16 protein-coding genes and 1 pseudogene are annotated in these 15178 nt (G+C 70.7%); 5 read left to right on the plus strand and 12 right to left on the minus strand.

The features are described from left to right. Window position 1 precedes the first annotated feature (1 nt). Window positions 2–724 carry an ABC transporter permease subunit gene (locus JHN45_RS08985; RefSeq protein ID WP_200711065.1) on the plus strand — a complete coding sequence of 241 codons (723 nt, stop codon included), beginning with the start codon at window positions 2–4 and terminating at the stop codon, window positions 722–724. A gap of 57 nt (window positions 725–781) precedes the next feature. Continuing rightward, complete coding sequence (locus tag JHN45_RS08990; protein WP_200711064.1) at window positions 782–1225, plus strand: hypothetical protein; 444 nt, start codon at window positions 782–784, stop codon at window positions 1223–1225. Between the two features lie 19 nt (window positions 1226–1244). Here JHN45_RS08990 and mug read toward each other — a convergent pair whose 3' ends face one another. The 10 genes from mug to JHN45_RS09040 all read right to left on the minus strand — a co-directional run bounded on the left by mug (window position 1245) and on the right by JHN45_RS09040 (window position 11884). Next, window positions 1245–1796, minus strand: coding sequence for a G/U mismatch-specific DNA glycosylase (gene mug, locus JHN45_RS08995; RefSeq protein ID WP_200711063.1), 552 nt, complete (start codon window positions 1794–1796; stop codon window positions 1245–1247). 35 nt (window positions 1797–1831) lie between these two features. Then, a complete protein-coding gene (gene purB, locus JHN45_RS09000) occupies window positions 1832–3274 on the minus strand; it encodes an adenylosuccinate lyase (RefSeq protein WP_200711062.1) in 1443 nt (480 codons plus the stop codon). A 73-nt stretch (window positions 3275–3347) separates the two neighbouring features. Further along, on the minus strand, window positions 3348–3689 hold the full coding sequence (locus JHN45_RS09005) for a DUF4326 domain-containing protein (RefSeq protein WP_200711061.1): 342 nt from the start codon (window positions 3687–3689) through the stop codon (window positions 3348–3350). Between the two features lie 6 nt (window positions 3690–3695). After that, complete coding sequence (locus JHN45_RS09010; RefSeq protein ID WP_200711060.1) at window positions 3696–4478, minus strand: SGNH/GDSL hydrolase family protein; 783 nt, start codon at window positions 4476–4478, stop codon at window positions 3696–3698. 67 nt (window positions 4479–4545) lie between these two features. Next, complete coding sequence (locus JHN45_RS09015; protein WP_200711059.1) at window positions 4546–5559, minus strand: hemolysin family protein; 1014 nt, start codon at window positions 5557–5559, stop codon at window positions 4546–4548. Next, window positions 5556–6932: a hemolysin family protein gene (locus JHN45_RS09020; protein WP_201048621.1), complete on the minus strand. Its 1377-nt coding sequence runs from the start codon at window positions 6930–6932 to the stop codon at window positions 5556–5558. The genes JHN45_RS09015 and JHN45_RS09020 overlap by 4 nt, the downstream gene beginning before the upstream one ends. Before the next feature lie 150 nt (window positions 6933–7082). Beyond that, the gene (locus JHN45_RS09025; RefSeq protein ID WP_201048622.1) at window positions 7083–7508 is read right to left on the minus strand and encodes a GNAT family N-acetyltransferase; all 426 of its coding nucleotides are present in this window, start codon (window positions 7506–7508) and stop codon (window positions 7083–7085) included. Next, on the minus strand, window positions 7501–8412 hold the full coding sequence (locus JHN45_RS09030) for an LLM class F420-dependent oxidoreductase (RefSeq protein ID WP_201048623.1): 912 nt from the start codon (window positions 8410–8412) through the stop codon (window positions 7501–7503). The genes JHN45_RS09025 and JHN45_RS09030 overlap by 8 nt, the downstream gene beginning before the upstream one ends. A gap of 48 nt (window positions 8413–8460) precedes the next feature. Further along, window positions 8461–11031, minus strand: a complete 2571-nt coding sequence (locus tag JHN45_RS09035; RefSeq protein WP_200711055.1) for an ABC transporter permease — start codon at window positions 11029–11031, stop codon at window positions 8461–8463. 4 nt (window positions 11032–11035) lie between these two features. Continuing rightward, window positions 11036–11884, minus strand: a complete 849-nt coding sequence (locus JHN45_RS09040; protein ID WP_200711054.1) for an ABC transporter ATP-binding protein — start codon at window positions 11882–11884, stop codon at window positions 11036–11038. Window positions 11885–12093: 209 nt separating this feature from the next. Here JHN45_RS09040 and JHN45_RS09045 point away from each other — a divergent pair, with 209 nt between their 5' ends. Both JHN45_RS09045 and JHN45_RS09050 read left to right on the plus strand, forming a co-directional pair. After that, a complete protein-coding gene (locus JHN45_RS09045; RefSeq protein ID WP_200711053.1) occupies window positions 12094–12333 on the plus strand; it encodes a toxin-antitoxin system HicB family antitoxin in 240 nt (79 codons plus the stop codon). A gap of 4 nt (window positions 12334–12337) precedes the next feature. Next, window positions 12338–12712 (plus strand): fic family toxin-antitoxin system, toxin component, encoded by a 375-nt coding sequence (locus JHN45_RS09050; RefSeq protein ID WP_200711052.1) that lies wholly within the window; start codon window positions 12338–12340, stop codon window positions 12710–12712. On the opposite strand, the gene JHN45_RS09055 is transcribed toward JHN45_RS09050, so the two are convergent. Next, window positions 12713–13399, minus strand: a complete 687-nt coding sequence (locus tag JHN45_RS09055; RefSeq protein WP_200711051.1) for a class I SAM-dependent methyltransferase — start codon at window positions 13397–13399, stop codon at window positions 12713–12715. Between the two features lie 95 nt (window positions 13400–13494). Beyond that, window positions 13495–14181 (minus strand): triacylglycerol lipase, encoded by a 687-nt coding sequence (locus JHN45_RS09060; protein ID WP_200711050.1) that lies wholly within the window; start codon window positions 14179–14181, stop codon window positions 13495–13497. Window positions 14182–14298: 117 nt separating this feature from the next. Between JHN45_RS09060 and JHN45_RS09065 the strand changes: the two are divergent. Further along, a pseudogene (locus JHN45_RS09065) lies at window positions 14299–15178 on the plus strand (LuxR family transcriptional regulator); the annotation flags it as partial.

A 15178-nucleotide genomic window follows, 5' to 3' on the forward strand; every position in this document is an offset into this window, starting at 1 on the left:
CATGGCATTCACGCCCGTGTTCCACTCCGAGTGGATCAAGATCCGTAGCCTGCGCTCCCAGATCGTGTCTCTCGCCACGATCGTCGCGGTGACGGCACTCTTCTCCGCGCTCGCCTCGTCCGACACCGGGGGAGACGACTTCGACCCGCTCTTCTCGGTCTTCTTCGGCGTGAGCTTCGGACAGATCGCGGCGATCGCCTTCGGCACGGCCGCAGTGTCCTCCGAGTTCCAGGGTGGAGCGCTACGGCTGTCGCTGGCCGCGGTGCCGCGCCGGGGGCGCTGGTTCGCGGCCAAGGCGACGGCGATCGCCGTACCCGTGCTGGCCGTCGGCCTGCTCACCGGTGTCGTGACGCTACTGGTGGGCAAGGCGGTGCTCGGCGCGAAGACCGACGGGCTGGGCTGGGCGGACCAGGTGCGCGGAGTCGTCGGCTGCGCCGTCTATCTCACTCTGATGGCACTGTTCGCGGCCGGACTCACGGCGCTGCTGCGCAGCGGTGCGGCCACGCTGGGCATCCTCATCCCGTTCCTGCTGATCGTGTCCTTCGTCATCGGCGACATGTCGAACAACATCGCGGACCTGCTGCCCGACCGGGCCGGCCAGGTGGTGCTGCACGAGACCTGGGACGGCGCGATGGGCCCCTGGACCGGGCTCACGGTGACAGCGCTGTGGACGGCGGTGGCCCTGGCGGCCGGGGCGTGGAGCGTGCGGCGCCGGGACGCCTGATCAGGGGCAGTCACTGACGCCCCGCCAATTGTCAGTGGTGGCCGGTTCACTGGAACCATGAACATCACGCACTGGCTGACCACGATCGACCTGCTGCGCACCCGGGACTTCCCCGCGGAGCACGGCAGGACGGACGTGGGTACGGGGGGACCTGGCTATCACATCGCCGAATTACAGACGAGCGGCGACTTCTGGGAGGACGACGGCACGGAGCGGGAGGAGACCGAGACGCAGTACGAATTCGACCGGGACGGACTCGGAGAGTGGCTGATCGGGCGCTGGGGAGCGCCCGATGTCATCAGCCTGGCAGGCACGTTCGAACGGGCGGGGGACGGCGAGGACATTCCGGAGCCCTGGGCCTCCCTCAGCTCGCACGTGCCGGATGTCCAGCTGTGGAAGCCGCCGGACGAGGACCGATGGATCGCCCTCGGCATATCCCAGTGGGACAAGGAACTCCCGTTCCAACTCCTGGCCGTCGTCACGGAGACAGACCCACCCTGACCAGCCGGACAGACAGACCCTAGCCCCGCGCAGCCTCCCGCAACCGCCCGAACTCCTCCGCCATCGTCGCCGCCGTCCAATGCGCGTTCAGCCCGCTCGGATTGGGCAGCACCCACACCCGCGTGTCCCCGAACATCCGCTCCTGTGGACCCACTTGGGCCTTCCGGTCGTCAAATGCCGCCCGGTACGCGGTGACTCCGAGCACCGCCAGCCACCGCGGCTGCCACCCCGCCAGCTTCGACGCGAGCGACTGCCCGCCCTCCCGGTACTCCTCCGCGCTCAGCTCGTCGGCCCGTGCCGTCGCTCGTGCCACCACGTTCGTGATGCCGAGCCCGAACGACAGCAACTCGCCCTGCTCCGAAGGCTTCATGAGCCTCGGTGTGAAGCCGGACAGATGCAGCACCGGCCAGAAGCGGTTGCCGGGACGGGCGAAGTGATGGCCCGTGGCCGCCGTCATCAGACCGGGGTTGATACCGCAGAACAGGACACCGAGGCCGTCCGCGACGACGTCCGGTACGAGACGGTCGCGGGCGGCCTCCAACTCGGCCTGGGTGAAGCGCTTCGGAGGCATCGGGGGCGTCGGGGGCGTCAGAGGCATCGGAGGCGTCAGAGGATCGCCCCGGGGGTGTAGCCCGCGGCCTCCGGGTGCTGCTTCGCGATCTCCTCGACGCGGGCGACCACGGCGGCGACCTGGTCGGCGGCGGCGCCGGTGAAGGACAGCTTGTCGGCCATCAGGGCGTCCAACTCGGCGCGGTCCAGCGGGATGCGCTCGTCGGCGGCGAGCTTGTCCAGCAGTTCGTTGCGCTCGGCGCCCTGCTCGCGCATCGCCAGCGCGGAGGCGACCGCGTTCTCCTTGATGGCCTCGTGCGCGACCTCGCGGCCGACACCCGCGCGGACGGCGGCCATCAGCACCTTGGTCGTCGCGAGGAACGGCAGATAGCGGTCCAGCTCACGTGCCACGACCGCCGGGAACGCGCCGAACTCGTCGAGCACGGTCAGGAACGTCTCCAGCAGCCCGTCGAGCGCGAAGAACGCGTCGGGGAGGGCCACCCGGCGCACCACCGAGCAGGAGACGTCGCCCTCGTTCCACTGGTCGCCCGCCAGCTCGCCGGTCATCGACGCGTAGCCGCGCAGGATGACCATCAGGCCGTTGACGCGCTCGCAGGAGCGGGTGTTCATCTTGTGCGGCATCGCGGAGGAACCGACCTGGCCCGGCTTGAAGCCCTCGGTGACCAGCTCGTGCCCGGCCATCAGCCGGATCGTCTTCGCGAGCGACGAGGGCGCCGCCGCGACCTGCACCAGCGCGGTCACGACCTCGTAGTCCAGCGAGCGCGGGTACACCTGGCCGACCGAGGTGAACGCCTGCGAGAAACCGAGGTGGGAGGCGATCCGCTGCTCCAGCTCCGCGAGCTTCGCCGCGTCACCGCCGAGCAGGTCCAGCATGTCCTGAGCCGTGCCCACGGGGCCCTTGATGCCGCGCAGCGGGTAACGGCCCAGCAGCTCCTCGACCCGGCCGTACGCCACGAGCAGCTCGTCGGCCGCCGTAGCGAAACGCTTGCCCAGGGTGGTCGCCTGCGCGGCCACGTTGTGCGAGCGGCCAGCCATGACCAGCTCGCCGTACTCGCCGGCCAGCTTGCCGAGCCGGGCCAGGACGGCCACCGTACGGTCGCGCATCAGCTCCAGCGAGAGCCGGATCTGCAACTGCTCGACGTTCTCCGTCAGGTCCCGGGACGTCATGCCCTTGTGTACCTGCTCGTGCCCGGCGAGGTCGTTGAACTCCTCGATCCGCGCCTTCACGTCGTGCCGGGTGACCTTCTCGCGCTCGGCGATCGAGGCCAGGTCGACCTGGTCGAGGACACGCTCGTAGTCCGCGATCGCCGCGTCCGGCACCTCGATCCCGAGGTCCTTCTGGGCCCGCAGCACGGCGAGCCAGAGCTGCCGCTCCAGCTTCACCTTCTGCTCGGGCGACCAGAGCGTGGCGAGCTCGGTGGAGGCGTAACGTCCGGCGAGGACGTTCGGGATGCGGGGCTTGGCGGCAGCGGAAGTCACGTGTACGGATTCTACTGGCGATTAGTGCAGGCCAGCGCCACAGCCACCTTCGTCGGAAGCTACGAGACCTCCGTCACGGTCCCGAGTCCGCGAGGTCGGCCAGCACCTCCGCATGGCACAGCAGCGGCGCGCACCAGCACGCCAGGGTGCGTCCGCGCAGCTCCGGCACCAGGGCCAGCAGGTCGGGGCGCTCCAGCAGATACGCCCGGTACTTCGCCATCACCTCCGCGCGCGTGCCGTCCCGGCGGCGCGTGGGGGTGTCGTAGGCGAAGGGGTTGTAGAGCGGGTGGCGGGGGAGGTCCCAGCCGCCGAGGGTCCAGCGGCGGCCGACGTAGACGAGATCCGTGGGGGCGAGTTCCAGCTGAGGGCCGTACTCGTGAATCCGGCCCCTGACGTTGATCACCCGCGTGGTCATGGGGAGTTACGCCGCCGGGCCCTCGTAGGGGAGGAGGTCCGGGCGCTTGGGGGAGAGGCCGTCCCCCGAGGAGCGGCCGGTGAGGCGGCGGCCTATCCAGGGGAGGAGGTACTGGCGGGTGAAGCGGACGTCCTCCACGCGGCGGGCGGTCCAGTTCGGGGGCGGGGTCGGCGGCATCGGGGTGCGCCACTCCGGGTCCTCGGCCTCGTAGCCGAGGGTCTGCCATACCGCCTCGGCGACCCGGCGGTGGCCCTCATCCGTGAGGTGGAGGCGATCGACGTCCCACGCGCGCGGGTCGGCGAGCGAGGGGGCGCCGTACAGGTCGACGACCAGGGCGCCGTGCCGGTCGGCGAGGTCGTCGACGCAGGCGAAGAGCTCCTCCATGCGCGGCCGGAAGCGCTCCAGGACCGGGCCCTGGCGGCCGGGGCTGCGCATCAGCACCAGGTGCTTGCAGGCGGGCGTGAGGCGTTCGACGGCTTCTTCCAGCAGGGCGCGCACCCGGCCCATGTCGCACTTGGGGCGCAGGGTGTCGTTCAGGCCGCCGACCAGCGTGATGACATCGGGCTGCATGGCCGCCGCGGGGCCGACCTGTTCCTCGACGATCTGTGCGATCAGCTTGCCGCGTACGGCGAGGTTGGCGTACCGGAAGCCGGGCGTCCGGGCGGCCATCCGGCCGGCGAGGAGGTCGGCCCAGCCCCGGTAGGTGCCGTCCGGGAGCAGGTCCGACATGCCCTCGGTGAAGGAGTCGCCGATCGCGACCAGGCTGGTGTGCGTGGGATTCGTCTGCATGGCGACGAAGATGATATCCCGCGTCCATACCTGCCGGTCGGTCCCCCTCCCCGATCGGGGTCCGGGCCTACGCCCGCTGCCCGAACAGCTCCCGCAGCACGTCCTCCATGGTCACCAGACCGGTCAGCCGCCCCTCCTCGTCGAGGACCGCCGCGAGGTGCGTACGGCCCCTGCGCATCGCGGTGAGGACGTCGTCCATGGGCGTGCTCTCCCGGATGTTCGCGATGGAGCGCATGTCCTCCACCTTGAACGGCTCGTCGCGCGGCGACGCGTCGAGCGCGTCCTTGACGTGGAGGTAGCCGATGATCCGGCGCTCGTCGTCGACGACCGGGAAGCGGGAGAAGCCGGACTCGGCCGACAGCACCTCCAGCTCGGCCGGGGTGATGCCCGCCACCACGTAGTCGACGCGTTCGAGGGGGAGTACGACGTCCCGGACCGGCCTGCTGCCCAGTTCCAGGGCGTCGTTCAGCCGCTCCCGGGCGCGCTCGTCGATGAGGCCCGCCTCGCCGGAGTCCCGCACGATCCGGGCGAGTTCGGCGTCCGAGAAGGTCGCCGTGACCTCGTCCTTGACCTCGACGCGCAGCAGCTTGAGCAGCGTGTTGGCGAACGCGTTGATCGTGAAGATCACCGGACGCAGCGCCCGGGACAGCGTCACGAGCGGCGGTCCCAGCAGCAGCGCGCTGCGCACCGGCTCGGCGAGCGCGATGTTCTTCGGCACCATCTCGCCGAGCAGCATGTGTAGATAGGTCGCGGCGGAAAGCGCGATCACGAAGGACACCGCGTGTCCCGCGCTCTCCGGGACACCGACCGCGTGGAACACCGGCTCCAGCAGATGCGCGATCGCCGGCTCGGCGACGATGCCGAGCACCAGCGTGCACAGCGTGATGCCGAGCTGGGCCGCGGCCAGCAGCACGGACACGTGCTCAAGCCCCCACAGCACGCTCTTGGCGCGCCGGTCGCCCTGCTCGGCGTGCGGCTCGATCTGGCTGCGGCGCACCGAGATCAGCGCGAACTCGGCGCCCACGAAGAAGGCGTTGACGACCAGCGTCGCCAACCCGATCAGCAGTTGTACGGCGGTCACAGCTCCCCCTTCGCGGAGTCGGAACCGGAATCGGAACCCGAACCGGAAGCCGAGTCGGGACCGGATGCGGCTCGCGGCGCGTGCAGCAGCAGCCGCGCGGCCCGCCGCCCCGACGCGTCCACGACGTCGATCCGCCACCCGGTGACCGCGACGGTGTCCCCGACCTCGGGGATCCGCCCCAGCTCGGTGGCGACCAGACCGGCCAGCGTCTCGTACGGCCCCTCGGGTGCCCGCAGTCCGACGCGCGCGAGCTGGTCCATGCGGGCGGCGCCGTCCGCCGAGTACAGCGTCCGGCCCTCGTCGTCCGTGCCCGCCGATGCCAGGTCGGGCGTCTCGTGCGGGTCGTGCTCGTCCCGTACCTCTCCCACGACCTCCTCGACGATGTCCTCCAGGGTCGCGACCCCGGCCGTACCGCCGTACTCGTCGATGACGACGGCCATCGTGCGCTTGCCGGAAAGCCGGTCCAGGAGGCGGTCGACGGTGAGGGACTCGGGGACGAGGAGGGGTTCGCGCAGCACGTCGGAGAGGGGGAAGCGGGCTCGCCGGTCCGCCGGTACCGCCAGGACGTCCTTGATGTGCACGGTGCCGACGACGTCGTCGAGGCTGCCGCGGTAGACCGGGAACCGGGACAGCCCGGTCGCACGGGTCGCGTTGGCCACGTCCTCGCAGGTCGCCTGGGCGTCGAGGGCGACGACCTGGACGCGGGGCGTCATCACGTTCTCCGCGGTGAGGTCGGCGAGGTTCAGGGTGCGGACGAACAACTCGGCGGTGTCCGGCTCCAGGGCGCCCTGCTTGGCGGAGTGCCGGGCCAGCGCGGCCAGCTCCTGCGGCCCGCGCGCGGAGGCCAGCTCCTCGGCGGGCTCCAGGCCGAAGGCCCGCACCACGTGGTTGGCCGTGTTGTTCAGATGGCTGATGAACGGGCGGAACAAGGCACTGAACCAGCGCTGCGCGTTGCCCACCCGTTTGGCCACGGCCAGCGGCGAGGAGATCGCCCAGTTCTTCGGCACCAGCTCGCCTACGACCATCAGGAACACCGTCGACAGCGCCGTACCCAGCACCAGCGCGACGGACCTCGACGCCGAATGCGAGATGCCCAGCGACTCCAGGGGGCCCGCGATGAGTGCGGCGATCGACGGCTCGGAGAGCATGCCGACGACCAGGTTGGTGACGGTGATGCCGAGCTGGGCGCCGGAGAGCTGGAAGGTCAGATTCCGTACGGCCTTCAGGGCACCGGAGGCGCCCCGCTCGCCGCGCTCGACCGCGCGCTCCAGCTCGCCGCGCTCGACGGTGGTCAGTGAGAACTCGGCCGCGACGAAGGCGCCGCAGAGGAGCGAGAGCAGGATCGCCACCAGCAGCAGAAGCACTTCGGTCATCGGGTCACCTCCGTCCCATGATCGGACAGGGCAGGGAGGTTCGCGCGATGTCGCGTACTGGGAGGCTCGCCCATGGGCGGACGCTCACACCTTTCGAGGAGAAGCTGAAGTTCCGGGTCGTCCGCCAATGGTAAAGGATGAGCAAAGCGATCAGATGGTGAGGTGCTTCACCCAGCGCCGCCAGTGGTCCTCGCGTGCATACCCCGCCGCGCGCCACGCATGCTGCCCGGTCTCGTTGCGTTCCAGCACCATCGCGTCCCCACGCCGCCCGCCCAGCGCCACGAACCGCTCCTCGGCCGCCGTCAGCAACGCCGAGCCGATGCCCTGTCGGCGCTGCTCCGGGTGCACGGCCAGCCGGTAGAGGTGACAGCGCCAGCCGTCGAACCCGGCGATCACGGACCCGACGAGCCGCCCGTCGTGCTCCGCGAGGATCAGCGCGTCGGGGTCCCTCTCGATGAGCCGGGCCACGCCGTCGCGGTCGTCGCTGATGCTCGTGCCTTCGGCGGCCTCGCCCCAGAACGCCAGCACGGCGTCGATGTCGGAGAGGGCCGCGCTGCGGATGTGAAGATCACTCATGGGACGAGCCAAGCAGAGGGTCGGCGGGTGCGGCGAGCGGGTTTCGGCGCAGTTCCTCGACGACCGGCGCGAACGCGTCCATGTGCGGCTCCAGGACGGTGAGATACGAGAACCCGTGCCGGTCGCGCAGCGCGCGCAGCTTCGCGGTGATGTGATCCAGGGTGCCGACCAGCATCACGGGGAGGTCGAGCACCTGCTCCAGGGTGAGGTCCGGTCGGCGCTCCAGCAGCGGCCGGAGCGCGCTCGCGGGGTCGTCGGTCACCGCCACCATCTGGATCAGCAGGTTGAGTTCGGCGGGTTCCGCCCGGTCGGCCGCGAACTCCCGGTAGCGGGCGACCCGTTGACCGAACTCGGCGGAGTCGACCGGCACCAGTTTGCCCTCTGTGTCGCCCGGCACCAGCCGCGCACCCGTGAACGCCGCGATGTCCGCGTGCTCGGCGGTCAGCCGCAGCATGCGGTCGCCGTTGCCGCCCAGGAGCAGCGGTACCCGGGTCTCCGTGGTCTCCAGCAGTCGCGCCAACTCCTCGACGGTGCGCCGGAGATGGTCCACGCGTTCGCCCGGCGCACCGAAGGGCAGCCCCGCCGTGTCGTGCTCGGCCTGGATGTAGCCGGTGCCCAGGCCGAGTTCGAGGCGACCGCCCGTCAGGTCATTGGTCGTCGCGACCTCGCGGGCCAGCAGAGTCGGGTTCCAGAAGCCCGCGTTGAGCACGAACGTGCCCACCCGTGGCCGCTCGGTCGCGTCCGCCGCAGCGACCAGTGCCGGGAACGGCGCGACCATGCCCAGATGGTCGGGGACCAGGATCACGTCGTAGTCGAGTTCCTCGACGCGTCGGCATCTCGTGCGCCACTCGTCGGCGGGCGCGGACGTGAGCAGACTGGCCCCGAAGCGGAACGGGCGCGGCATGAACTCTCCTAAGCAGCGGGGGACTTCAGAACGACCGTCGCGATTCCATCACTCGTGCGCGATGGCCGCCAGCACGTTCATACGGGAGGCACGGAGCGCCGGCAGCAGGGCCGCCACGATGCCGACCACCGCCGAGCCGATGACGACCGCGACGATCGTGGTCCAAGGGACCGCGAGCGCCTTCATGCCCTGGAGCGCCAGGACTTGCTGTGCGGAGACGCCCCACACCAGGCCGAGCCCGAGCCCCAGCACCGCGCCGAACACCGCGATCACCACCGACTCCAGCCGGATCATCCGCCGCAGTTGGCGCCGTCCGAGTCCGATCGCGCGCAGCAGGCCGATCTCCCGGGTGCGCTCCACGACCGACAGGGCAAGGGTGTTGACCACGCCGAGCACCGCGATGACGATGGCCAGCCCGAGCAACGCGTAGACGAGATACAGGAGTACGGCGATCTGGTCGTGGACCAGCTTCTTGTAGTCGGCCTCGTCGCGGACCTGTACCTGCGGATAGGGCTTCAGCGTCGTGTCCAGCGCCTTGCGGAGCTGGTCGGCGCCGGTGCCGGAGGCGGCGTTCACGTACAGCGTGGAGTCCTGGCCGTTCGGGACGTACTTCTCGACCGTGGCGATCCCGAAGAACAGCCCGCCCTGCGTCCCGAACCCGCCCGCCGACTCCTGGTCGCTGAGCGCGCCCACCGTCAGTCGCGTGGTGCGTCCGCCCGGGAACTCGACGGGCAGCACACTGCCCAGCCGTACCTTGTGGTCCTTCGCGAAGTCGACGTCCATGGCGAGGTGTCCGGCGGCGAGTGCCGAAGTCGTGTTCCCCTGCGCGTACTTGATGTGGGCGACGTCGTCGAGCGCGCTGTCGTAGCCGGCGGCCGTCGTCTCCACCCGCTTGCCGTCCGGCAGCCGGACCGCGAGGGGCGCGAACCGCGCGCGTACGACCAGGCCGACGCCCTCGGTGGCGCGCACATGGTCCGTGACCTCCTTGGAGAACGGCACGAAACTGCCGTTCTGGATCACGAAGTCGGCGCCCAGGGTCTTGTCGATCTGCTGGTCGAAGGACTTGGACATCGACGCGCTCGCCACCGACATCCCGCCGACCAGGGCCAGGCCCACCATCAGGGCCGCCGCGGTGGCGCCCGTACGGCGCGGGTTGCGCAGGGCGTTGCGCTGGCTCATCCGGCCGACCGAGCCGAACAGGGCGGGGAAGGCGCCGCCCAGCACCCGGATCATCGGGCGGACCAGGAGTGGGCCCGCGATCACGGTCGCGATCAGGGTCAGGACGATGCCAAGGCCGAGGAAGGAGGCGGACGATGCGGTCTTCGTCGCGGCCGCGCAGCCCGCGAGCGCGGCCACGCCGATCGCGCCGACGATCGACCCCACTACCGCCCGCACCCTCAACGGCCGTCCCACACCGGCGACTTCGGCGTCCGCGAGGGCCGCCATCGGCGAGACCGTCGCGGCCCGCCGGGCCGGGAGATACGCGGCGACGAAGGTGACCCCGACCCCAACGACGTACGACGCCAAGGGAGTCGGCCAACTCACCACCATCTCGGTGGTCTTGAGGTTCATGCCGAACGCGGTCATGAGCTTGATCAGCCCGGCCGCGAGTCCGATACCGGCCGCCAGCCCCAGAGTTGAACCGATGAGGCCGAGCAGCAGCGCCTCGGTGAGCACCGAGCGCCGTACCTGCTTGCGGTCGGCGCCGAGGGCGCGCAACAGGCCCAGTTCGCGGGTGCGTTGGGCGATCAGCATCGAGAACGTGTTGACGATCAGGAACACACCGACGAGGACCGCGATGCCCGCGAAGCCCAGCATCACGTACTTGATGACGTCGAGGAAGCCGCCCAGGTCGGCGGCGGCCGACTTGGCCTGCTCGTCGGCGGTCTTGATGTCGTAGGAGCCGGACGAACCGATCGCGGCGGCCACCCGCTGCTTGAGCACGGCGTCGGACACGCCCTTGGCCGCGTCCACCGAGATGCTGGTGGCGCGGTCGGATGCGCCGAGGAGCTGAGACTTCGCGGTGGCGGGGTCGAGGAAGACCAGCGCGGCACCCGGGTTGGTGGTGGTGAAGGTCGCGATGCCGACGATCTCGACCTTGAAGCTGCCGGGCTGCGCCTGCACGGTGAGCGTGTCGCCGATCTTCACGTGCTTGTTGTCGGCGGTGTCCGCGTCCAGGAGGGCCTGGCCGACGCCCTGCGGGGCGTGTCCCGAGGTCAGTTTCACCGGGCTGCGGTCGGTGAGGTACCAGTCGGTGGCGATGGTGGGCGCGCCCGTGGTCGGCCCGACCGACTTGTCCTTGCTGTCGACGACGACGATGTTCTGCACGGACACGTCGGCGTGCGTCGCGGCGACCCCGGCCACCTTCGCCACCTGCCCGGCCAGCGCGGCGGGCACGGTCTCGGTCGCGCCGGTGGGCACCGAGGACTTGAGGTCCTGCTTCGGCTCGACGGTCACATCGGCGGACGTGGACGCGAAGAGGCGGTCGAAGGTGCGGGTCACCGTGTCGGAGAAGATCAGGCTGCCCGCGACGAACGCGACGGACAACACGACGGCCAGCGCCGAGAGCAGCAGCCTTCCCTTGTGCGCGAGGAAGCTCCGGAGGGTCGCCTTCAGCACGGGTTCAGTCCTTGTCCTCGGTCTGCGGCAACGGCCCGTCGGTCTGTCCCCTGGCCAGGTCGACCCCGGGGGTCTGGGGGTCTCCCCCAGAAAAGAGGCGCATGCGCTCCAGTACGCCCTCCGCCGTCGGCCGCTCCATCTCGTCCACGATCCGTCCGTCCGCGAGGAAGAGCACCAGGTCGGAGTGGGCGGCGGCGCCCGGGTCGTGGGTGACCATGACCACGCTCTGCCCCAGGCCGTCGACCGCGTCCCGCAGGAAGCCGAGCACCTCAAGACCGGCCCGTGAGTCGAGGTTGCCGGTCGGCTCGTCCGCGAAGATCAGCTCGGGCCGGGAGGCGAGTGCCCGCGCGCAGGCCACCCGCTGCTGCTGGCCGCCGGACAGCTGGGACGGCCGGTGCTTGAGCCGGTCCCGGAGCCCGAGTGTGTCGATGACCTGGTCCAGCCACTTCTGGTCCGGTTTCTGCCCGGCGATGTCCATGGGCAGCGTGATGTTCTCGGCCGCGTTGAGCGTCGGGATGAGGTTGAACGACTGGAACATGAACCCGATCCGGTCCCGGCGCAGCCGGGTCAGCTCGCGGTCCTTCAGGCCCGTTATCTCGGTGTCGCCCAGCCACACCTGCCCGGCCGAGACGGTGTCGAGCCCCGCCAGGCAGTGCATCAGCGTGGACTTCCCGGAGCCCGAGGGGCCCATGACGGCGGTGAAACGACCGCGCGCGATGTCCACGTCCACCGCGTCCAGGGCGAGCACGGTCGTCTCGCCCGAGCCGTACGCCTTGGTCAGACCGCGGGCGCGGGCCGCGATCCGGTCGGCCGAGGCCTGACCCGGGGCGTGCTCCGCTGCAGGTGTGGACAAGACGGCCTCCTGGAGTTCCCTCGCTCGTGGACGTGCCCGACTCCGTACTTCCGGCCGAGCCTAGGGTGACGCGGCGCACACCCGATATCCCCCGTGCGACCGAGGCGGTCTCCGCCCCAGGTCGGGCCCCCGACACCGGTGTAAGGGGCACTCTCCACCCACGGGACGAGCCCTTGCCCCTGCTAGCAGTTCGGCGCTAGCTTTGAGGTATGGCGAAGACCCAGCTGAACGTACGCGTGGACGAGGGCACCGCCCGCGCGGCCCGGGAACGTGCCCTGGCCCGTGGCATGAGCGTCAACCGCTACATAGAAGAGCTGGTCAGACAGGACACCGGGGAGGTCGGCCACACCTTCGTCGAGGCCGCCGCCGACTTCATGAAGCAGTACGAGTCCGTCTTCGCCGACGAGTTCGGCGCCGACGGGGCGGGCACCCGCGAAGGTCGCCGCTGATCCCTTGAACAACCTCAGGATCGACCTCGCCTGGCTGCTGATGCTCGCCGAACACAACACACCCGGAGATCCCCAGGTCACCGACTGGGGAGCGCTCGTCGCCGCCGTCGCCCGCCACCAGGCCGACATATTCGACGTCCCCGTCTACGACAGCCCGCACGCGCGCGCCGCCGCGTTACTCCAACTCCTCATCCACGTCCCCGCGTTGGAGCGCTCCAACGCCCTCTTCGCCTCGGCCGTCGCCTACGCGTACCTCGTCGCCAGCGGCCTGAAGGTCATCACCTCGCCCGAACAGGTCCGGGATCTGGCCCGGTTGGTGAAGAGCAGCGAGGCATCGGTCGACGACATCGCGCACGAGTTGCGCCAGTGGAGCCTGTGATCAGTCGTCCGTGACCGGGCGCCAGGCCGTGCCCAGAACGCAGTAGGACGTCGGCAGCGCGGGCCCCTTCTCCGGGATCAACACCCGACGGTACGGCCCGAGTTCGAACCCGGCGTCACGCAGCTCGGCGACCGGGTCGCGGGCCAGATGGCAGCCTCCGTTCAGCGGCGGCCACAGGGTGCGGTCCAGGGCGCGCTGGGTGAACGCCATCGCCGGTCCGCCGCCCCGGCCGTGCTCGAAGAACCGCACGACCCCGCCGGGCCGCAGCACCCGCCGCGCCTCCGCGAGCGCCCGCGGCACATCGCGCACGCTGCACAGCACCAGCGAGAGCACGACCGCGTCGAAGGCCTCGCTCTTGACGGGCAGCTTCTCCGCCGCGCCCGGCACCACGTCGACGGGCACCCCGGAACGGAGCGCGGACTCCACGGCCAGCTGCCGCAGAGTCCGCTCGGGCTCGATCGCGACGACCTCCGCGACCGCGCCCGGATAGTGCGCGAAGTTCAGTCCGTTCCCCGCGCCGATCTCGATCACCCGCCCGGAGAGCCCGGCGAGCAGCCTCTCCCGCATCCCGGACAGGCCGAACCGTGACTCGGCGCGCACGCTGAAACGGGCGTAGTAACGGGCGAACAGCGGGTGGTGGACGGCGTCCCGCGGCACAGTGCCGGAGCCTGCGGACCCTAGCGGCATGGCGACCTCCCGGGCAGGACCGGACGGGAACCGGTCCCTACCCGGATTGTCCCCCTTGCGGGCCGTGACCACCCCCGCTGTCGCCCTGGGGCGGGTCAGGAGATGAAGTCGTGCACCTGTTCGTAGACGCCGTGGTCGTTGTTCATGTTCGTGTGCGAGATGCACCCGACGTCGACATTGGTGGCGCCGCTCAGTTCGGCCGAGGTGTCCGGGTTGATCGCCTCGTCGCAGTCCGACCAGTAGGCCGCGTACGACACGCTGCCGGGCGTCTCGTCACCGGAGTTGAGCGCGGTGAGGAAGGAACTCCCGGTCTGCATCTCCTTGCAGGAGGTGTACAGCCAGCCGCACAGCGAGGCGATGGAGGTGCCGTGGTTCACGCCGGCGACGGACACGAAGTGGTCCACGTACGACGTGCCGCTCAGGTTCTTCAGGAAGTAGCGGGCGCTGAGCGTCCCCATGGAGTGACCGACGATGTCGACCTTCGACGCCCCGGTCTGCGCGAGCACGCTCTTGACCTCGGTGGCCAGCTGCGAGGCGGTCGTGACGTTCGACTGCGTCCAGTCGTACGACCACGCGAACAGCTCGGACGAGGAGTAGCCGTCGGCCTCGAAGTCCGCGACCCAGTCGTCCCAGCCGCTCGCCGAACCGCTCAGGCCGTGCACGAAGACGATGGGGTCGTGGCTCGCCGCGTGGGCGGGCGTCGAGGCCAGGGAGAGTGACAGAAGGAGCGAGGTGGTCACGGCCGACAGGGCCGTGGCGATGCGACGCTTGTGGCGCTGCATGATGCCTCCTGATACGGGTGGGGTTGTCAGGAGTGTCAGCGGGGTCTACGCGCGCCGCATCGGCGAAATCGCCGGTCTTTACGTGTGAATTAACTCGCCAGTAACGTCAGTTGTGTGGTGACACCAGTGAACCCCCCACCTCTGGACCGCACTTGGCCACCGTCGCGCACCGACGTGTGGCGAACCCCCGATCCCGCGCTCCCCGAAGGCGTTCACATCCGCCTCCTCCGCGCGGCCTACGGCGACCCCCGCGCCGCCGCCGAACTCCGCTCGCGCCTGACCCCACCCCAGGCCGCCGGACTCGACCCCCTCCCCACCGAACCGGCGTCCCTGGCACCGGAGTTGCTGAGCCGGCACCGCCGGGAGATCCGTTCCCTGCCCGACGACACCCGCCTGCTCCTGCTGCTCGCCGCCGCCGACCAGTACCCGGTCCCCACCCACGCCTTCCTCCGTGCTGTCGCGGCGGGCCGGCTAGACACCCGACCCCTCGAAGCCGCCGAGGCGGCCGGGTTCGCGCAGGCGACGGCAGGCGGGGTCGTGTTCCGCGACGCGTGGACGAGGATCGCCGCGTACGAGACAGCGTCCCCGGCGGACCGACGGGACGTGCACCGGCTGCTGGCACGGGTGTTGCGCGCGGAGGGCGAGACGCCCCGACGCTCCTGGCACCGGGGCGCGGGCGCGCTCGGCCCCAGCGTGCGGCTCACCGCGGAACTCCGTACGGCTGCGGACAAGGCGCGGGCGACGGGCGAACACGCCCTCGCCTGCGCCCTGGTGGAACGCGCCGCCGCGCTCTCCCGCGACCCCCGCGAACAGTCCCGCCTCCTCAACCGCGCCGCCGGCGACGCCTGGCAGTCCGGCGAGGGCGACCGGGCCCGAAGACTCGCCGCTGCGACGGACAGCGACGCGCTGAACGGGGTGTTCGCGCTGCGGGCCGGGAACGCGGCGGAGGCGTTCGACGCCTTGCTGATCGCGGTGGGGCGACGGGGAGTTGAGGGGG

Origin of the sequence: Streptomyces sp. MBT53 (assembly GCF_016654115.1) — a bacterium.
In the GTDB taxonomy this organism is placed as follows: domain Bacteria; phylum Actinomycetota; class Actinomycetes; order Streptomycetales; family Streptomycetaceae; genus Streptomyces.